This window comes from Haloarcula rara (genome assembly GCF_029338235.1).
GTDB classification, from domain to species: Archaea; Halobacteriota; Halobacteria; order Halobacteriales; family Haloarculaceae; genus Haloarcula; species Haloarcula rara.
In genome coordinates this window covers 57511-76210 of sequence record NZ_CP119786.1, presented here as the reverse complement: position 1 = coordinate 76210, position 18700 = coordinate 57511, and the positions used below count along the sequence as shown (strand labels likewise).

Sequence of the window (18700 nt, the reverse complement as noted above, 5' to 3'; positions counted from 1 at the left end):
GGAATCGGAATGGGTCCGGGGACTGTGTTGTTGTGGATGGGCGTGCTGGTGCTCGCTACTGGATGTGTCATCTCTATCGCCGGAAGATTCGAGCTGACAGATGCGGCAACAGGCAACAGGGTCCTCTGACTGCGGGACAGTAGGGTGATCCGGGGGCTGTTCGTCCGGGGGCTGTTCGTCCGGGGGATCGTGGGTTGGGTGGTTATTCATAAATTGTCTATTGCTACCGTTCCCCATTGTACTATCTACACGCCGACACTATCGTCCTCGGTCGGCAGGAAGACTCGAATGAGAACGACGGGATGGTTGTCAGTACGTCGTCGGTCAGGCCTTCGCGGTGTATCCCGCATCTTCGACGGCCGCCACGAGGCTCGATACGTCAGTGTCCCCCTCGACAGTGACCTGTTCGGCGTCTCGGTCGGCGGCGGCACCTGTGACGCCGGAGACGTCCTCTATCGCATCTTCGACTGTCTGTTCACAGTGTCCGCAGGTCATCCCTTCGACGGTGATAGTGGTAGACATACATTAGCAAATACGTCCCGCTCTTTTATTCGGATTATCATTTATTATCGAAACTATTTGGGGGGTATAGATTTGGAATCGAAGCAGAGTGTACCGGATGAAAATCAGAGAGTACATCCTGCGGTGTTGAGCGAGCGGGTCTGATGACCCAGACACAGAAGACGCAGTAGGTGCATAGGTCTTGTTCACAAACAGTGGTTGTGGTCCTCGGACCGCGCTTTTGAAAACAAATTTTTGACGAGCTCAGAGCTACCAATATTATGAACAATTGAGAAAAGAGAGGGCTGTGTTAGTCTATATATGCAAGCTGCCATCGTGGATGGGATGTTCGAATCCTTACGGATCGGATTCGGCTTCCTTTGGACAGCAGCCCTTGTCTCACCCATGGCGGCGAGACGTACTACGTCTGTTCAGAACGCTGCAAGGAGTCGTTCGAGGAACGTCCGACTGATTTCTCAGACCTACACCCACAAGTTTCTGAAGGAGGTGAGGCTGGCAGCCATGACCACTAACAGAATCCCGCCACAGCGCATCAACGAGAGACAGCAGTCCGTATCGCCACACCTGTTAGCGTTCCGCGTTCACCCCCTAACATCAGGGACACGATGCCCCAGCGAATTCACTGCGGGGGTGACTGAGCGTGACCGATGACCTGGTCGTCCACGATGCGTTCGTTTTGACTGTCGACGAGCGCAACCGACTCTACGAGCGTGGGACGGTCGTTGTCGACGACGGACACATCACAGAAGTTCGAAAGGCCAGCGACGGCGACGCAAGCATTGCTGCCGACGAAATAATCGACGGCGGTGGATAGCTCGTGATGCCGGGACTCGTCAACGCCCACACGCATCTGGAGATGACACCACTGATTGGCGCCTTCAGCGACCGCAGTCTCCAGGAGATGATGGGAAGCATGACCGCTATCTTTGGTCGCCTGGCCGACGGCGAGTTCGACTATCTCGTGGATGCGGGATACGAATTAGCTGCGCTGAACTTCGCGCTTGCCGGTGTTACGACGTCCAACTCGATGGACGTGCAGCCCGATACCGGTGCAGAGGCGTTTGGCGAGGCTGGGCTTCGTGGGTTCTTCGGCCCGGTACTTACGGACCTCTTCTGGGACGAGGCCGTTGACGAACAGTTCGACCGGGCTCGCCGCTTTATCGAGGAGTATCACGACACCTACGACGGTCGCATTCGAGCGACTATCTGCCCACACGACGACTGGTCGTGTACACGCGAGCTCTGGGAGCGGACAGCGGCGCTCACGTCCGAGTATCCCGACGTACTCGTGCATACTCATCTGCTCGAGCTCGAGGCGAGTAACACGATGGCACGAGCCAACGGCGCCACGGACTCGCTTGCGTTGCTCGACGATGTTGGTCTCCTTGATGATCGCCTACTCGCGGCACATTTCCGTGTCGCCGACGAGGACGATATCGAGCGAACTGCCGCGACAGGTGCGTCTGTCGCACACTGTCCCTCTGTCTTCTCCTACTGGAATCCGGACGCGGATATGCAGTGGACACCGGTGCCCGAGTTACGGGCGGCGGGCGTCGACGTCGGGCTGGGAATCGACGACCACTATTGGCACGATTCCTACAGCCTTTTGGGCGAAGCGCGACAGGCTCGCCTCGCAGCCAACCTCAAGCGGACCGCGGGACAGTACACGTCGATGGAGCTCGTCCGAATGCTCACTATCGAGGGAGCACGGGCTCTCGGCGTGGGCGACGAAATCGGGAGTGTCGAACCCGGCAAGCGAGCGGATTTGATTCTTCTGGATATGGAGAAGCCGAAATTCACGCCGCTAACCAACATCCCCGCACATATTGTGAACAACGCCGCCCCGGCCGACGTAGAGACGGTCATCGTCGACGGAGCCGTCGTCGTGCGAGACGGGAACCCGGTAACGATGAACGTCGACAAGGTGCGACGGCAGGCGGAGCAAGCCGTCGACCGCTTTGCAAACGAGACGAACTGGGAACTGAATATTGGCGGGGCTGAGCCGCCAGGGACGGTTGATACCCTTCGGGAGGTCCCGAAGAGGGGGCCGACACGGCTGTTGTCGCGGCTTGCGGTTCAGTCAGTACGGGACACGTTCAAATGGTAATCAAAACTGGTACACCGCCGTCTCACAGACGCTTGCATATGATCATGCGATACACCAGAGCGGGGTGTGAGAGATGAATCGCCGGCGTGCAGATATGGCTGCCGGCGTCCTCGTCGCGGCCATCTTTCTCTTTGGCGGAGTGCTCACCTGGCAAGCATACCAGCGACAGCGCGCTTTCGAACAGATGGGTTCGATGATAGGGATGGGGTCGTCGATGGGTGCTACTCACGGAACGAGCCCGCTCTTGTACGTCTTCGGGACGCTTTTTCTCTCCGCTGTCGTTGGCGGCGGGTATCTCTTCGTTCGAGATGAGTTCACTAACCCAGATGCAGACACCCGTTCGCAGGCCACAGCAGCGAGTGCGGATAGTTCTGAGAGCATTGCATCACCGGAGGAACAACCGGATAGCGAGACACCTCAAGACACCCAACCACAGGCTCGTGTGTTAGAGCTCCTGCCGGAAGACGAACGCCGAATTCTCGAACCGGTACTGTCCTCACCCGGCCTCACGCAAATTGAATTGCGCGACCGTTCGGACTTCTCGAAGAGCAAGGTGAGCCAGACGGTCAGTGCCCTGGAAAAGCGCGGTCTGTTGTACCGCGAGCGCCAGGGGCGAACGTATCGTGTCTATCCGAGTGACGGGCTAACTGAGAGTCAAAGGAGTTAACCCTCGGCACGGTTGGCCTGGGATTGATCACGTGGGTCACGACCAGCCGAGAATGGCAGTTGGACTGGCTGCTCGCGATACTGCTCGGCGTCCTTTCGCTGTCAACGGGCGCGCCAGCCATCTGGTATGACCTCTGTGCGCGTGGTCAAACCGATAATCTCTCGAACTGAGACGCCTCGGGTAAGTCCTGCCTCTCCTGCCAGTCGAAGTTCTAGTGGAGCGGGATTCATTACACAGCCGAATTCGGCACGTATGAACGGTCCTGTTTCTGAGAGTCGATTAGAACGCTCTATAAACACTCTCGAACGCTCTCCTGTGTCAGTTCACACCCATTGTGATAACCACTGAGGGGTCCTACGCTTACCTGAGGCGAAAGACAATGACCAACTTCACCATCGGCCGCTGGCTGCTCGTGGCGCTCGCAATCGTCGGCCTCGCGCTGGCCCCGGGACTGGGGAGCGCACACGGCAACGACACGGCGGCAGATGACGCGCCCCCGTACGACGAGACCACCGACGACTGGGCGACCGGGATGGACGGCCACATGACTGACCACATGGGTCCCGGTGCCGTCGAGTGGATGGAGTCCACCATGGGCGTGACTGTCGATGAGGTGGCCCAGGACCACGCTGACGACGATCGCCACGATAGGGGGACGTACAGACAGGGCCACTGCTGATACTGGTGGCTGTAAGTTCGCAAAGATATTCGCCACCCCGGGGTGGCGAATTACTTCAGTTTGTTACAGCCACCAGTATGAGGGGCTTCCCCGTTTCGAGCGTTCCAACCGAACACCACACCGACCAACGCAAGACAATGACGCAACTCACCACTCACATCGGACGCACTGCTCGTCGACTCGCGATATTCGCCATCCCGCTACTGGTCGCGACGACTGGAACAGCGGCTGGCCACGGTGGCGGGAGCTATGGCGGCGGCATGATGGGTGGGGGCGGCTGGGGCCTCTTTGGCGGCGCAATGGGGCTTTGGGGACTCCTCTGGATGGGGCTACTGGTCGCTCTCCCGCTGTATATTGGCTGGACGCTCTGGGCGGGTCGGGACGATGAGCGCGGCGAGCGCTCGATGGAGGTCCTACGCGAACGCTACGCCCGTGGCGAACTCTCGGATGAGGAGTTCGAACGACGGCGCGAACAGATAGAACGGTCCTCGTGAAACGGGCGTCGTACCGATAACGCAGACACTGTACCCACGCGTGCTTCATCTGGACATTACTATTAAATATCCAACAACTGTACCATGGCGTATGAGCTACACGATGGAAACGTCAGTGGCAGGTGACTTCGACCATGCGGGTGAGCTGGCCGTTGACGCGCTCGACTCGATTGTCACAGACGTCCGCAACCGATTGGAACGGGTGTTATCGACAGTCGGCAACGGAACTCGATAGTCGCATGTCCGTCGACCAGACGTCCGATGGCCTGCTCCGCGCCGTCTTGCTGGTCCTTGCAGTTATCGTCCTGTTGCCGGTGTTGACGATGGCGCTTGCGATGCCGATGATGGGGATGATGGGCTGGTGGTGGAACGGCGGGATGGCCAGCGGTTTCTCACCACTATGGGGCATCGGGATGATGCTCGTCTGGGTGCTCGTTCTCGGCGGGATTGGGTACCTCCTGTATCGCGCCTTTGCCGGTCGGACTACATCGTCGACCAGAACCGACCCTGCCCTCCGGGAACTCCGGGTAGCCTACGCTCGTGGCGACCTCACTAAAGAGGAATTCGAAGAGCGTCGTTCGAAACTCAGTCGTCAGGAGTCGAACTAGCCCGCCAGCAAATCTCTCTGTGCACTGTCGCAGGATTCTCTGATGATGGCCTACTTCGTTAGATTCCCAGTACCAGTGGCGTCGATCACCACTGTAATTGCGCTATATCCCTGCCGAGTGTCGGGAATCAGAACTGGAATTTATTATGGCCGCCGCTGAAATCCGAACGAATGTACGACCGAATACTGCTCTCGACCGACGGCACTGTCGCGTCTGAACAAGCTGCGACGCACGCACTCGAACTCGCAGCGGCGCACGACGCTGTCCTCCACGTCCTCTACGTCGTCGACGAGGACGTCGTGACTGCATACAGCGGCGACGAGTACGTCGACGAAGCCGAAGGTCCCGAACACGGCCTCGAAGAACACGGCGAAGAGACGCTTTCGGCGCTCCGGAGCCGAGCGTCCGAAGCCGGCGTCGACATCGAGACGGCAATCCACCACGGTCGCCCCGCCGAGACCATCGTCGAGTACGCCGATAGTAACGATACGGACCTGCTCGTGCTCGGCACCAAACGGCGGCCGGAAGAATATCGCGCGCTACTCGGAAGTGTTACGGACCGCGTCCTCCGATTGACGACTCGGCCAGCGACTGTCGTGAAAACCGAAGTTACCGAGTAGCGAACGACGCAGGATTGAACGGTTTGTCCGAGCTGGTCGACGAGACACTATATAAACTTACCAATCGTGGCCGTCCCCGACGGGCGTTCTCGCCGCTACTGGCCGTTGGCGCGGCACCGTCAGCTATCCTCTGTGAGGGCCGTCGCAAGCGACAGCAACTGGATAACTGCGGTGTCCCCGATTCGATAAAACGTCCACTTCCCTTCTCGTCGTTTTTTGACGAGCCCTGCGTCCGTCAGTTCGCGAAGATGGCTCGCAACGGTCGACTGCGGGGCATCTAGGACAACCTGCAGTTCGCAGGTACACATTTCGCCGTCCCGGAGCGCCTCGAGGATACGTAACCGATGGTCGTTCGCGAGCGCTTTGAACACTGTGAGTCTGTTCTCGACCGTCTCATCGTCGACGTCCATCTCGAACAGTGACGTGACTCTCGTCTCCGGGTTCTCGTAGAGCCGTTCGAGCGTCTGTCGCGTCGAGGTCGGGATTGAATCTGTAGATTTCACAGGTGGACACTCCGAGTACGTCGCAGAGGCCGTGTCACGTCGCAGCGGTACCGTCACTGACCGTCTATCCGGCCGCTCTCTCAGACGTATCGGAATTATTCGGTTTCGAACCTATACCTTGTGGTCTAGATGACGGCGTTGAACAGCAGTCCGATGAAGAGTATCCCGCTGCCGAGCGTGACTGCGAACGACGCTATCAGCTCTTTTCGCATCACCTTCGACAGAATCATGAACTGCGGCAGGGAGAGAGCCGCGACCGACATCATGAACGCTAATCCAGTACCGATGGGAAGGCCCTTGCCGATGAGCGACTCGACCACGGGAATCACGCCAAGAATGTTCGTGTAAATTGGGACGCCGACAGCGACAGCACCGAGCACCCCTAGCGGCCCGGAGAGATACGACGTCACGAGTTCCTGCGGGACGTAACCGTGGATGACAGCGCCGAGGCCGATACCGACGACGACATACGGCATAATTTCCCGGAGCAACTCTTTGGACTCGGCGTAGGCCTGCTGGGCCCGTTCGCGCCGAGTCGGTTCATCGATATCGACGTCGGTATCCCCGAATTCGAACTCCTTGATGTACCGGTCCATCCCGGCTTTGTTGAGTAAGTAGCCACTCGTCATCCCGATAGTGACGCCACTGACGGCGTACAGCGCGGTGAGTCTGAAACCCACAACACCGGGAAGGACGACAAGCGCCGCCTCGTTGATCATCGGCGAGACCGCGAGGAACGTCATCGTGATGCCGAAAGGGATACCGGCACCAACCATCCCGAGGAATATCGGAATCGTTGAACACGAGCAAAAGGGCGACACGATACCGAGACCGGCCGCTATCGCGTAGCCGGTGATGGCACGCTTGCCCTCGAGATAGGCTCTGATCTTCTCGGGCGGGAAGTACGTTCGGAGGTAGCCGACGCCAAAGATGACGGCCAGCAACATTGCGGTGATTTTGAGCGTGTCGTACACCCAGAAGTGCACTGCCGCTCTGAGCGCCCCCTCGAGGCCGAGGAAATCGACGACGGCCGTCGCGAACTGGTCGAAGACCATCTATGCCCAGTCGTCGATGATTTCGACCAGTTCCTCCTTGGACGGGTTCGACCCGCTGAACACTATCTCGTCGTCAATCTCGAATCCCGGTGTGGACATGATTCCCTTGGCGGCGAGTTTGGCCGCGTCGCCGTCTTTTGTGACCTCTGCCTCGAACCCGTGTTCCTCGACGACAGCCTGGGTTTTCTCTTTGAGTTGCGAGCAGTTACTGCACCCCTCCGGCCCGTAGATCGTGATGTTCATAGGTCTCCTCCCGGTTCCCAGGGGTCCGTCGGCGGCTGGGTCGTCCGAGACGATGTATTACGGTTCGTCGCAACAATTCGGGCTGACATACATATCGAGAAAAGCCGAATTAAGACTAAAACGTTTCGGTAGAATTCGATTTGCTTTGGCTACTTTACTACTCTGGCCCGAGTATAGTGTCCACATAAGTTCCTATTAGTGGCTATAAATCGGCTAATTCAGTAGATTAAAATCACACCACCATATTCACTCGCGAATAATCGGGCAGCTTCAATTCGATAAAATCCAATTCGATTATTCGCTCCAACACCGTCAGGGAAAAGTCGAATGCACCGATTCACGAACCTTCCTGCAAGTTCGCTCTATCTGTGGTACCGTGGTCTACTCAACAGCTCCCACCGGCACCGCAGGCATCACCGTACTGCACCCCTGTCTCCTCGCTGATGGCTTCGTTACACTGCATCAGGACTGTCTCGAACTCGAATTCAGTCGTCTCGGACTGCATCGCCGCCAGTTCCTCGCCGAGCGCTTCGGCGGCCGCCAGCACGTCTTCGTCAGCGGTGCTCAACAGCACCCACCTCCGGTTGACTGGGCGAACTCCCGACCGAGCTGCTCGCTTATCACGTCGTTTGTCTCCTGCAAGAGTTCGATGAGCGCTTCCTGTGCCTCACGATGACGCTCCAGGGTGTCATTTTCGTCCATTTCCGCCTTGAGATCTTGGAGTTCGCTCATGAGCGACTGGTCGAACCCACCTCGCTGCATCTGTTGTTGCTTCTGCTGGAACTCCCGGAGGAGCGCCGACGCTTCCGAGTCTTCTTCGAGCGCCTCACTGGCTTCGACGAACTCCTGATATGTCTCAGAATCGGTGAGCGTCTTCATGAACGTCCGGAGTTGCTCCTCGACAGCTTCCTCGCCGGACTGAACCTCGCTCATGAGAGGGCCACCCCCTGCTTCCGCTCAAGGTCTGAGAGCCCGGTAATCTCGTCACCGAAGGCACGCAGTTCGTCCAGTCCGACCGGCTCGTCCCGTCGCAGCGGCGCGAGCATCATCGGTGTCTCGAAGCGGTCCTTGATTTCGCCGAGATACTTCTCCTGTTGCGCCCGCCGATTCGCGAAGAAGGCGTTGTCGCCGTACGCCTCGGGTAGCAGGTAGTTCGCGACGACGAAGGCCGTCTCGATACCGACTTGGTCTCTGAGGTCCTCGGCCGCCCGATAGGCCTCCATCATCGGTGTAAACTCCGGATACATGACGAACGCGAAGGAACTGCGCTCGGGGTCCTGCATCGTCTCGATGACCTCGTCGTACTGGTCGCCCTTCGCCGGTGCGGCCCCCTTCGTCAGCGACCCGAGGTCCATGAACCCCTTCCAGTCGGACGGAAGTTCGAGCAGCCGGAGCGTGTGCCCCGTCGGAGCAGTGTCGAAGACGACGATGTCGTAGCCGTCCTTCTCGAAGTAGCTGACGAACTTCTCCAGTGCGGCCATCTCCTCGGCACACGGTGACTCCAGCTCCTCTTCGACGTTGGCGATAGCGGCCTCGACGTCGATTTCGGTGTCCTCCTTGTCCGCGTACATCTCCTGGACGTGACTCAGGACCTGTTCGCGGTACTCTTCGAGGGCCTGTTCCTGGTCGATTCGGGCCGCGTCGAGGTTCGCCTGGCTCACCGACGTGGGGTCGTGACCGACCGGCTCGCCGAAGATGTCTTCGAGGTGTGCCGCCGGGTCGGTCGTGACGACGAGCGTCTCGTAGCCGGCTTCGGCGAGTTTCGTCGCCGATGTCGCTGCGACGGTGCTCTTGCCGACACCGCCTTTCCCGGTGAAGAACAGATAGCGGGTCTCCTCGCCGGGCGTCAGCTGCTCGGCGACCGAGTCGGGGTTGGCCAGCGCGTCGACGTCGACCGACTGGTCCGTCTCGACGTCGGTGGCCGAGCCGACTTCGACGGTGGCCTCCTCGCCGTCGTAGATGACGCCGCCGACATCTGAGAGCAGGTCCAGACCCGCAATCTCGCCGGGCTGGAGGGGATAGGTCGCCGTGGCGTCGGCATCGAACTCAGTTCGCGCTCGCTCGATGACCGCCTGTTCGTCTGCGCGTTTCCCCTCGAAGAATGGGTCTTCACAGACCGATTCGGGGAGGTAGCCGTTGACGACGAGTAGCTGTGACTCGATGCCGAGTTCGCCCAGGTCCGAGGCGCTGCGTTCGATCTCTTCGAGCGAGGACTCCTCTGGCTTGCCGACAAAGGCGAAGGCCGTCTGCTCGTCGTCCTGTAATGTGTCGATGGCTCGCTCGTACTGAGCCTTCTTGTCCTCCATCGAAGCGGCGGGCCCGATACAGGTCGAGCCGCCCTTCTCCAGTTCGGCGTTCCAGTCCGAAGGCAGTTCCATCAGGCGGATGGTGTGACCGGTCGGCGCGGTATCGAAGACGACCACGTCGTATTCAGGACTATCCATGAAGTCGACGAAGTTGTCAAAGGCGGCTATCTCCTCGACACATGGGCTGTTGAGCTGCTCCTCGACGGTTTCGAGTTCCTCGTCGTCGAGCAGCGCCCGCATCGGTTCGATGGTCTCCTGGCGGTACTGCTCGGCTGCGACGTCGGGGTCGATTTCGATGGCCGAGAGGTTGTCGATATCCTCGATTTCGGTCACCTCGTGGCCGATATCCTGCTCGAAGATGTCCGAGAGGTTGGGTGCCGGGTCGGTCGTCACCAGCAGCGTCTCGTAGTCGTTGTCTGCGAGCCACGTTGCCGTGGCACAGCTGACAGTGCTCTTGCCGACGCCGCCCTTCCCGCTGAAGAAGACGAACTCCGTATCTTCGCTAGTCGGTTCGACAATTTCTCTGGCTGGTGTTTGTGTTGTGGCCATCTACGCTTCCTGTGGCTCGGCGGAATTCTCGATAGTCGATGCGAGTTCGTCGTACGAGAGATACGCCTCTTTGGCGACGATCTCGTCGTCGACGACGGTAATCGGAAGAATCGACGGCCCGTGCTCCTCGACCAGGGCAGCGATTCGCTGGGTCTCGAGGAACTGCTCGATGTTGTGTTGCATATTCGCACGCGTCACCTCGACGTCGTACTCGTCTTCGAGTTGGTCGAGGGCGGCGCTGACCTCGACGAGTTCGTCGTCGGGGTCCGGTCCACAGACGCCGGTGGAACAACACATCGCTTCTTCGTACAGGGTGAGTTCAGTCATTGGAATCGTATCTCCGTTCAATCGAACCGCGGATGCGGACATACTCTCCGCACGTTCGGCGGAACTATACTGCCGAATTCATTTGAACATTTCTTCAGATAAACTTCAACCCTTCGGTCAGCCTCCGAAGCGATCGGTCGGCCACGATTCATTTTCGGGACGCGGTCTCGTCCGGCAGCGCGACGTGGGCGCACTGACGAGGCTAAACGTGCTTTCGGTCTCACCGTTCCGTCGCTGCCGAGTCGGATCCGGTGGCATCCACTTCGTATCACCGGCCACCATTGTCACCGCTTCATCGTCTGCGATGACCGTTCCGTGCCCGTCAAGGGGGATGTACACTCCCTCGTGGTCGTTCCAGCAGTAGTCGTGTAGGCTGTTCGGCCAGCCGGTGGCACAGCTGACCTTCGAAACGCCGACCTGTTCGGTATCGAGGGCGTCGCTATGGCTGTCCATCGCACCCGAAACCGGTTCGAGTTCTCGTAGCTGACCCACGTGAACGCGGCCACCAGCAGCGACACCTCCGCCCGTGAGACGCTGACTCCGTGTGTGGTGGCCGTCTCGTGTGGCGTTGGTGAGCCACAATACGGACCTCCATGCGTGGATTATATCTGAGAATACCCTAAATTGTCTTGTATCCTGTCCTCACCGATTCACAGCGTGCACTACACAACACTTACTTTACTATCTCCTCAATCTAGCCGCATGTCATCGACCGAGCGATTACAGCGGTATCTTTCCGACGAACGCGGTGGCTGTGGCGACGAGGCGGTTGCCCAACGGCTCGATGAGCTCGACGAGTTGGACGCGATTGCGGGCGGTCCCGATCTCGAAGCGGACGTAGGCGTGTTGTCCGCGCTGGCCAACGAGACGCGGTACAAGATTGTCCGCATCCTGCACGTCGCCGACGGGGAGCTCTGTGTCTGTGAGTTCTCACCGCTGCTCGACGTCAGCGACAGCGCCATTAGTCACGCGCTCTCTCAGCTCACTGACGCCGGACTGCTGCGCCGACGGAAGGACGGGAAATGGCGAAAATATCGGACGACTGCTCGGGCGACCGCGTTGCTGGTCGCACTCGACGGGTCTCGGGAATGACTGACAATGCTAGTGCAAGTATAGCCCCGTTTCTTTGCCCCCTCCCGCGTAGTCCGATGTGATGTACGACCGGATTCTCGTCGCAACGGACGGAAGTGACAATGCCCAGCGCGCGACAGGCCAGGCGCTCGACCTGGCTCGGCAGTCCGGAGCAGAACTCCATGCGGTCTACGTTATCGAAACCAGAACAGGGTACGATAACGCGATTGTCGATCCCGACACCGTACGGCAGAATCTTCGCTCCGATGGCGAGGCAGCTCTGACGACCATCGCGTCGGAAGGAGAACCCGATATATCCGTTGTCACATCGATTCGAGAAGGGGTCCCACACGAAGAGCTTCTGGCATACAGCGATGAGCGAGGCATCGACCTCGTCGTCATGGGTGCGAAAGGGCTATCGGCCTTCAAGACGATTCTCCTCGGAAGCACGACTGAGGCGCTTCTACGGGCCGATCAGGTTCCCATCCTGGTTGTCAATAGTTCTGGAGAGTGAGCACCCATGCGAGGGTTACCGCCCTGAAATGACCGTTTCACCGTCGGACGTCCGCTTCTGGCGTCAGGAAATATCGAGGACAATCCTGAGCCGGCGTAGTCGTCGTATCGACATAGATAGATTTTGTATAGCGATATACAATTTATAATAATTGATGCGCAGCAGGCATACTTCCTTGTTGGTTGTGGTGACTCCAGTGGTCACAAAGAGCAACAGACCTATAAAATAATCAACTGTAACGCCCAGTATGCCGAAATCACCGGATGCAGATTCACTACCACCAACCTGTCCCCACAAAGAACTTGTAATCAGGAGTAAACGACCCGCATGGACCGGCGTTCGTTCCTCGCGACGACTGCTATCCTCGGCGGCCTCGCTGGGTGTTCCTCGATGCAAACGACCACGACACCAGCGCAGACCGCTCGACCGACCCAAAGCGAGACATCCACGGCTACCCCGGGAACGCCGGAACGCGAACGCCCGTCCTGTGTCGACCCAACCCGCCCGAATCCGGATAGCGAGAGCGGAGCGGTCGACCCGGTGGCGTACCCAGATACCAGACCAGCAGTCAGCGAGACGGGCGCCATGGCTGACTATATCGCCGCGTATGAGAGCGCATATCGGACCAACTGGCTGCTCGAAGAGCATGGGAGCGAACTGACCGATATCTACTTCGGCGTCGGTGAGCCCACGTATTTCGAGTCACCGCCGGCGTCGGTCATCGGCAGACTTCGATACAGCTACGGATTCGAAACCGATTCGGTCGTCGCCGACTCATCGACCATCTATGCGTCGTACTACGTCGACAACACACTCATCGTGCGGGCGGAGCGTCGGGGCCGGTTGCGGGACGAGTCGGTCCTGCAACCGAACCCGCTCGACAGTGGGCACGTACTGGAGTGTTTTGACGAGTGAGAGATGATGGACCGCCCGAGAGCCACGGCAGCGCCCCGGTCGGCCCCGCGCGCGGTCACGTGGCACCCTCCTGGGCGCTTCATCCCGGCCGGCTGCCCCACGTTCGAGACACGATATAAACACCCAGTGGCGAGCGTAAAAATGAGCCTCGCAGACCGCAGGTTGCCGACGCGTTTGCACACTGGGCAGCCGATAGATGCGCTAGCTGTCTCCCGGTGTGGTGTCTCACTGGGTGGGTTAGTCCGGTGAGAGTGCCTCTAAGTCGATCTCGAAGTGTAACGTCCCGTCGACCACCTCACGGGTGACTGGGACCTGTTCACCGACTATATCCTCGATTTCGTCCGGCGAAAGGCCGTACGCGTCCAGAAGTCGTTTCAGCTCGCAGTTGGCTCCCCAGACCGGCGGGCGTTTGAACCGCTGTTCGAAGTTTGGGCTGGCCGGCAACTGGAGGTGGAAACAGACCTCGTGACTCTCTTCGGTGACTTCGACAATCTCAACGGTGTCGAGGTCCCCGTTCGACTGCACGCTGGACAGGGCTCGGGCCGTGTCGTCGATTTCTCCGGTCACGTCCGGCCGTAGCGTCGCGCCACGTCAAATCTCTTACTGACGACACTTTCGGACAGCCGCAACGCCGGGTCGGGAAGCGAGCGCCATGCAGACAGCCGATACCCCATCATAGAGGCAAGATTTGAGAGGAGTCGCCCCGTAGAGAGTGTATGAATGTCGACGCACTGAAAGAACTCGCACCACACTACATCGCGCTGATGATTCTGGTCGTTCTGGTCCTGACGGTCGTTCAAGCAGCTGTGGGCGACGTCGGATTCTGGGCCGAATTAGCGATTGTTCTCGCCATCGTCTTCGCGTATCGCCCCATCGTGGTGAGACTCGGTGTCGCCCCCAGTGGATGGACGTAGCGTGTGGGACTGCCCCTCGATGCAACACAGCCAAAGCGTTCTCCCCCTGTACAGGGTGGCCGGGAGTCGTATCCAGCCGCTAGTAGCAGACGGATAGCGGACGGTCATTCCGCGTCGCTGATCTGTTTGCGGCCGGTGAGTTCGTCGGGAACCAGACGGAACTGACGGAAAGCCACATCCGTTGGGGGCTCCTCGAAGATATCGACGAGTGGGATATCGACCCCCCATCGTTCCTGGACGGCGCTCGACTCGTGGGGCTCGTTCGTCAGGTCCTCGAGAGAACCGGTCGCGACGACACTCCGCCACCCTTCGTCTGTCTGGTTGTGCGTGACGAAGGAGACGGGCTGAGCGACGAGGGACTCCTTCTCACTCCCCGGTGGGAGCGCAAGCCGGAAATGGAAGTGTTTCACGTCCGCGTTGAACCCGTACGACACCGGCGTGGCGTATGGGGGGTCGTCGCGACTCGTCGAAAACGAGATGACGCCCGTCCCGCCGTGCCCGAGAAACGCGGTCAATTCGTCTTCGGACATCTGTGGCCAGCGGAAATTCTCCATACGAAATAGAAGCTCCACACCGGCAAAAGTGTAAGGAGTAGTTCATATTCTCGACACCTCGTACCGTCGAACCATAGACTGACCCTGACTCCATCCGAGGCTCTCGACCGAAAACGCGGAACGCACCCGACGGAGTGAGCGTGATAGATTGCCGCCCAGTCAAGCTATAACCGGAACGTGTCCCCTCGTCGGTCGTCGGGCTTTGCCCTGGCTGCACAGTCCGCACAGAACCCCATCTCGCCGTCGTAATGGAGCCGACAGACGGCCGTCCCACAGCGGTCACACTCCTGACGTGCCGGTCGAGACTCACACAGCTGGCAGCGCGTGTCTACGTCCATGGGGTCCCTACACTGGGGATCGCCACAACTGTTGTGGGGGACGGGCCTGTCGGCGACGCTGGTGCAGTCGGTCGCGCACGTGTCTATCTCTGGCCGGCACGGGGGTTCGACGGTCGAGACCCGCTGTCCGATTGTGAATCTGTTGGGGGACAGTCTGGTACATCCTGCCGGGTGTTACAGAAGTGCAGTTCAGTCTAGCAACTCCTGAACGATTGCATGACCGACGCGAACTGCGTTCTCCGCGCCCAACTCGAAGACATCGCGTTCGATACTCTCGACCGGATCACCGCCCGCTGGTTCGCGGTCGAAGTTCGATGCGGCTCGAACGGAAATGTACTGGTCGAGTAGTCCGAACCGCTCCAGTGCTGTCACCGTCCCGGCGTCCTCCATCTCTGTCGTTGCGAACGCAGTGAGACCATACGATGCACAGAGTTGCGCGACCTGCGTGGCTGCGGTTGTCCCGTGGTAGACCTCGTCGCCACAGACAGTCGCTCCAGTGTCGACAGTCGGGGACCGGCTGTCGTCGTAGTCGGTTCGAATCGCCTGCACACGCGCACTATCCGCCAGCGACACGTCCTGTGCAGCCCCAATCGCCCGCTCGACGAGGTCGGCGTTGAGTTCCCAGATGTACTCATCGACGAGCCACTGCATCCGGCGTGTAGTCTCGCCGATACGGAGTTTGATATCGCCGTCGACGACCCGGTCCGTGACGAAGACACTGCCAACTGTCCCAGCAGCAGGATTGCAGCCGGCAATTCCGACGGTCAGTATCGTCGCGTCTTCGAGTGCGACCTCGTCACCAGCTGCGAGCGCGGCGACCGTCGTTGCAGCCGCACTCTTGCCGATTCCGGTCGGGACGAGGGCGATGTCGGGGGCGCTGGCATACTGTAGCTCGTGTTTACAGCCGGCGATAGCCACCTGACGGTCGAAGTCGTACCGTTCATGCCAGGGGGCGACCTCCGACGCGTCACCGGTGTACTCCGCGTCAGTGAACGCTGGAAGAACAACCACAGCCGGAGCGAGTGTCATATCGCTATTCACAGTGCGTGGTACAAAGAGTTCAGTGAGGGCGACCCGTTCGGAGCCTGATTCTCCTCATTGTCACTGGGGGCGATGAGTGTCGGCTGCTGGCCAGCCTCGGGTGCTTCGTCGGGAGTTCGTACAGGGGAAACTCGCTAAAGCGTTCGCTGTCCAGCGGTATTTCCGTCGACTGTCTATCTATCTCCGAACGGAAAGTCGCCTGTCGGTAGTCGATCGTATGCGGATACGTACACCGTAAACTCCGTCACCAGATGACGGCTGTCTGACGCAGTTCTATGTGGAACACAGGCATAGCTCCCCTATGAGCAGCCAGCCGAGCCAGCCGTCCGGAATCGATTCACAGAGGGTGTCGTGTACGTTCTGTGGCTATCTGTTGACCGAACAGTTGCTCGCCCTCCAGTGCTATCCCAGCGAGGCGACGTCGGTGCCGGCCGGTGTTCCGAGCGACGGCGGCCTCACGCTCTGTCCGGACTGTGCGAGCGAGGTGGTCGCACTGCTCACAAACTGGCACACACACGGACAGCCGCAAATCCGTACGGACGCCGCCATCGGCGACGCCTACCAGATAGTGGCCTCGACCTGCAGTTTCTGTGCGGACAGGACTCCCCGGGCAGGCCTCGGCATAGAACTCTATCGGCGCGTCGGCGACGAACTACCCGCGTACGCAACGTACACGCTCTGTGAGCACTGTCAATCGGTCTTTGGTGAGTTCCTCCGGTCCCTCCCTCCGAAGAGATAACGGCAGCCGCATCTCGAGTTATCCAGTGGCTACCGTCCTGGCGTGACCGACACCGGGGGTGTTACTCCGTCCACCTGATTTCGTACTCGAGTTCGAATCGTTGCGCTCCCGTTTCCGAATCGGTCAACCGTTCGAGTTCGACCTCGAAACGGGGTTGCTCCGGGACAGTCACGCTCTGTTTCTGTGAACCGCTCAGCAACTGGACATCGCCGGATTCGATCTCGGCCGCTGCCTCACGTAAGGCTCGCGCGATAGCGGTTCTCTCGGTCTGTTCTTCGGTTTTGAATAGTTGTTCCTCAGGCATTGGGACTCGCCTGCGAGGACATATGAGTTAACTGACAAAACCAGTATCGCTTGTTTCCACTCTGCTTGACACCGAAAAGTCCGACTGCACCATGGAGGCCAGTCACAGCAGCGGCTGGTCGGCGATTCCTGCAGACGAGCAGTCGTCAAACCGTACTGGGTGGCGGCAGGGCTCGAAGACGGGTGGCTCACGAACAGTACCTACCACCGGCGAATCGTTACAACTCACGTTCGACAGTGACAGGTGACTGTCGACCTGCCAGCAGTGCTGTGTCCTGCTCACAGCAGGAACGCGAACACCGGATACGAGGTCACAACGGCCAGCGACGGTGTCAACACCCACATCGTCACGATACGCTTGGCCGCCGCTGGGTCGAAGAGACTCCGCTGGTCGAGGTCGGCCGGCCCCTCGGCGCCGACATCCGGGACCTCCGGAACCTCCTCTGGCTTCTCTGCCGGCTTCTCATCTCGCGCGATGTCCCCGATAGTCGGGCCAGCGGGAGCGTCCTCGGCGCGCGAGGTCACCAGTGCGCCTGTCGTGACGTCTAACTCCGGCCCGTCGGGCGATGGCGTCGCTAACTCCGCCAGTGTGGCTGCCCGACTCGCCCGGCCCCACCCGAGCCCGATAATCGTCGACGTCGTCGAGACTGCGAGACTCGCTGGAATCCCCAGATAGGAGAGGATAGTGATAACCGTTCCCCCGACGATGGAGATGATCAGTGACGCGAGAACGGCAGCTCCGTGATATCGTCTCCGACTGTCTCCAGCGTGCGACGGGCGATGGTGAAACTACCCAGCCCGAAAGCCGCCACCGCGAGCATGACGCCCTGGTCGACTGTGAGGGACCCCCCTGCACCGACGAGAGGGGCCACGGCGTTCGCCGCGTTCGACGCCCCTGCCGAGAACGCCATATAACAGCCGATGACGACCACCGAGAGCGAGCCGACGATGTCCTGTGGTGACGCGTTCGGGTTTATCGAGGGCCGCGGAATCGCGCCCGACCGGTCGAGCTGGATGAAGTGGAGGTCGAACGTTGTGAACGCGATGTAGCGGTCGAGATACGGGTACAGATACCGGCCGACGACGACCCCGATAACCAGACACACCAGCGGGGCGACAATCCACGCCGAGACGATGACGAACATCAGCGCCTGGTTCAGGGTGCCCGAGGCCAGGCCCAGGCCGACGATGGCGCCGACAGCGGTCATCGAGGTCGAGGCCGGCACGCCGTAGAGATTCGATATCAACAGCGACGCCCCGGTGAAAAACAGCACGGCGACACTCGCGATGGGCGTAAACTGGGTCGCCGGCACGATACTACTGCTCATCGTCGCGATGACGTTCCGGCCGACGGTCCAGGCTCCCAGAAACCCGAACCCAACGAACAACGCTCCCGCAGTCGTCTTTCGAACCAGGCGTGAACCGACAGCCGGCCCGAACGCCACGCCCGTAGACGACCCTCCGATGTTGAACCCGACGAATACAGCGACACCGATACCCACGACGGCTAGCAGCTCGACCATCGTATCAGGAGCAACATCAGGAGACGGCATGTTATAACTTCTGACAGCAGGTCCAGGTCGGCACTGGGCGACTCCAGACACCGGCGATTGAGTGCGGAGCGAAAGCGG

At 59.7% G+C, this 18700-nt stretch carries 24 protein-coding genes and 3 pseudogenes; 13 read left to right on the top strand and 14 right to left on the bottom strand.

The genetic code is table 11. The features are described from left to right. Positions 1–324: 324 nt before the first annotated feature. Positions 325–522: a heavy-metal-associated domain-containing protein gene (locus tag P1K32_RS16695; protein WP_276252382.1), complete on the bottom strand. Its 198-nt coding sequence runs from the start codon at positions 520–522 to the stop codon at positions 325–327. A 640-nt stretch (positions 523–1162) separates the two neighbouring features. Here P1K32_RS16695 and P1K32_RS16690 point away from each other — a divergent pair. The 7 genes and pseudogenes from P1K32_RS16690 to P1K32_RS16660 all read left to right on the top strand — a co-directional run bounded on the left by P1K32_RS16690 (position 1163) and on the right by P1K32_RS16660 (position 5697). After that, positions 1163–2629 (top strand): annotated as a pseudogene (locus P1K32_RS16690) (amidohydrolase family protein). Between the two features lie 73 nt (positions 2630–2702). Then, positions 2703–3296 carry a helix-turn-helix transcriptional regulator gene (locus P1K32_RS16685; RefSeq protein WP_276252381.1) on the top strand — a complete coding sequence of 198 codons (594 nt, stop codon included), beginning with the start codon at positions 2703–2705 and terminating at the stop codon, positions 3294–3296. Positions 3297–3675: 379 nt separating this feature from the next. Then, positions 3676–3975, top strand: coding sequence for a hypothetical protein (locus P1K32_RS16680; protein WP_276252380.1), 300 nt, complete (start codon positions 3676–3678; stop codon positions 3973–3975). Positions 3976–4112: 137 nt separating this feature from the next. Beyond that, complete coding sequence (locus P1K32_RS16675) at positions 4113–4469, top strand: SHOCT domain-containing protein (protein ID WP_276252379.1); 357 nt, start codon at positions 4113–4115, stop codon at positions 4467–4469. A 91-nt stretch (positions 4470–4560) separates the two neighbouring features. Continuing rightward, positions 4561–4704, top strand: a complete 144-nt coding sequence (locus tag P1K32_RS16670; RefSeq protein WP_276252378.1) for a hypothetical protein — start codon at positions 4561–4563, stop codon at positions 4702–4704. A gap of 4 nt (positions 4705–4708) precedes the next feature. Further along, positions 4709–5077, top strand: coding sequence for an SHOCT domain-containing protein (locus tag P1K32_RS16665; RefSeq protein ID WP_276252377.1), 369 nt, complete (start codon positions 4709–4711; stop codon positions 5075–5077). Positions 5078–5247: 170 nt separating this feature from the next. Next, positions 5248–5697 (top strand): universal stress protein, encoded by a 450-nt coding sequence (locus P1K32_RS16660; RefSeq protein WP_276252376.1) that lies wholly within the window; start codon positions 5248–5250, stop codon positions 5695–5697. Positions 5698–5816: 119 nt separating this feature from the next. Here the strand turns inward: P1K32_RS16660 and P1K32_RS16655 are convergent, their stop codons facing one another. From P1K32_RS16655 to arsD, 7 genes are all read right to left on the bottom strand, one after another. After that, a complete protein-coding gene (locus P1K32_RS16655) occupies positions 5817–6200 on the bottom strand; it encodes an ArsR/SmtB family transcription factor (protein ID WP_419181070.1) in 384 nt (127 codons plus the stop codon). A 125-nt stretch (positions 6201–6325) separates the two neighbouring features. Then, positions 6326–7255, bottom strand: a complete 930-nt coding sequence (locus P1K32_RS16650) for a permease (RefSeq protein WP_276252375.1) — start codon at positions 7253–7255, stop codon at positions 6326–6328. Then, complete coding sequence (locus P1K32_RS16645; protein ID WP_276252374.1) at positions 7256–7498, bottom strand: thioredoxin family protein; 243 nt, start codon at positions 7496–7498, stop codon at positions 7256–7258. Positions 7499–7883: 385 nt separating this feature from the next. Next, a complete protein-coding gene (hcsS, locus tag P1K32_RS16640; RefSeq protein ID WP_276252373.1) occupies positions 7884–8072 on the bottom strand; it encodes a halo-CC-star protein HcsS in 189 nt (62 codons plus the stop codon). Continuing rightward, complete coding sequence (gene hcsL / locus P1K32_RS16635; protein ID WP_276252372.1) at positions 8063–8431, bottom strand: halo-CC-star protein HcsL; 369 nt, start codon at positions 8429–8431, stop codon at positions 8063–8065. The genes hcsS and hcsL overlap by 10 nt, the downstream gene beginning before the upstream one ends. After that, positions 8428–10353, bottom strand: coding sequence for an arsenical pump-driving ATPase (gene arsA / locus P1K32_RS16630; protein WP_276252371.1), 1926 nt, complete (start codon positions 10351–10353; stop codon positions 8428–8430). Before arsA ends, hcsL begins: the two co-directional genes overlap by 4 nt. Continuing rightward, positions 10354–10680 carry an arsenite efflux transporter metallochaperone ArsD gene (gene arsD / locus P1K32_RS16625; RefSeq protein WP_276252370.1) on the bottom strand — a complete coding sequence of 109 codons (327 nt, stop codon included), beginning with the start codon at positions 10678–10680 and terminating at the stop codon, positions 10354–10356. A gap of 702 nt (positions 10681–11382) precedes the next feature. Here arsD and P1K32_RS16620 point away from each other — a divergent pair. The 4 genes and pseudogenes from P1K32_RS16620 (at position 11383) to P1K32_RS16610 (ending at position 13180) form a co-directional block, all read left to right on the top strand. Further along, positions 11383–11772, top strand: a complete 390-nt coding sequence (locus tag P1K32_RS16620; RefSeq protein WP_276252369.1) for an ArsR/SmtB family transcription factor — start codon at positions 11383–11385, stop codon at positions 11770–11772. A gap of 61 nt (positions 11773–11833) precedes the next feature. Further along, complete coding sequence (locus P1K32_RS16615) at positions 11834–12265, top strand: universal stress protein (RefSeq protein WP_276252368.1); 432 nt, start codon at positions 11834–11836, stop codon at positions 12263–12265. A gap of 327 nt (positions 12266–12592) precedes the next feature. Further along, a pseudogene (locus P1K32_RS17855) lies at positions 12593–12661 on the top strand (twin-arginine translocation signal domain-containing protein); the annotation flags it as partial. A gap of 189 nt (positions 12662–12850) precedes the next feature. Beyond that, positions 12851–13180 carry a hypothetical protein gene (locus P1K32_RS16610; protein WP_276252367.1) on the top strand — a complete coding sequence of 110 codons (330 nt, stop codon included), beginning with the start codon at positions 12851–12853 and terminating at the stop codon, positions 13178–13180. 237 nt (positions 13181–13417) lie between these two features. Here P1K32_RS16610 and P1K32_RS16605 read toward each other — a convergent pair whose 3' ends face one another. Then, complete coding sequence (locus tag P1K32_RS16605) at positions 13418–13747, bottom strand: hypothetical protein (protein ID WP_276252366.1); 330 nt, start codon at positions 13745–13747, stop codon at positions 13418–13420. A gap of 149 nt (positions 13748–13896) precedes the next feature. On the opposite strand from P1K32_RS16605, the gene P1K32_RS16600 reads away from it, so the two are divergent. Then, entirely contained in the window at positions 13897–14094 is a 198-nt protein-coding gene (locus P1K32_RS16600; RefSeq protein WP_276252365.1) for a hypothetical protein, read from the top strand. Between the two features lie 104 nt (positions 14095–14198). On the opposite strand, the gene P1K32_RS16595 is transcribed toward P1K32_RS16600, so the two are convergent. The 3 genes from P1K32_RS16595 to P1K32_RS16585 all read right to left on the bottom strand — a co-directional run bounded on the left by P1K32_RS16595 (position 14199) and on the right by P1K32_RS16585 (position 15997). Further along, on the bottom strand, positions 14199–14648 hold the full coding sequence (locus P1K32_RS16595; RefSeq protein WP_276252364.1) for a pyridoxamine 5'-phosphate oxidase family protein: 450 nt from the start codon (positions 14646–14648) through the stop codon (positions 14199–14201). Positions 14649–14812: 164 nt separating this feature from the next. After that, positions 14813–14986 carry a hypothetical protein gene (locus P1K32_RS16590; protein WP_276252363.1) on the bottom strand — a complete coding sequence of 58 codons (174 nt, stop codon included), beginning with the start codon at positions 14984–14986 and terminating at the stop codon, positions 14813–14815. Positions 14987–15175: 189 nt separating this feature from the next. Continuing rightward, the gene (locus P1K32_RS16585) at positions 15176–15997 is read right to left on the bottom strand and encodes a phosphorylase family protein (protein ID WP_276252362.1); all 822 of its coding nucleotides are present in this window, start codon (positions 15995–15997) and stop codon (positions 15176–15178) included. A 331-nt stretch (positions 15998–16328) separates the two neighbouring features. On the opposite strand from P1K32_RS16585, the gene P1K32_RS16580 reads away from it, so the two are divergent. Next, positions 16329–16766 (top strand): hypothetical protein, encoded by a 438-nt coding sequence (locus tag P1K32_RS16580; protein WP_276252361.1) that lies wholly within the window; start codon positions 16329–16331, stop codon positions 16764–16766. Positions 16767–16827: 61 nt separating this feature from the next. On the opposite strand, the gene P1K32_RS16575 is transcribed toward P1K32_RS16580, so the two are convergent. Next, positions 16828–17070: an amphi-Trp domain-containing protein gene (locus P1K32_RS16575; protein WP_276252360.1), complete on the bottom strand. Its 243-nt coding sequence runs from the start codon at positions 17068–17070 to the stop codon at positions 16828–16830. A 278-nt stretch (positions 17071–17348) separates the two neighbouring features. Continuing rightward, positions 17349–18592: pseudogene (locus tag P1K32_RS16570) on the bottom strand (anion permease). Between the last annotated feature and the right edge of the window lie 108 nt (positions 18593–18700).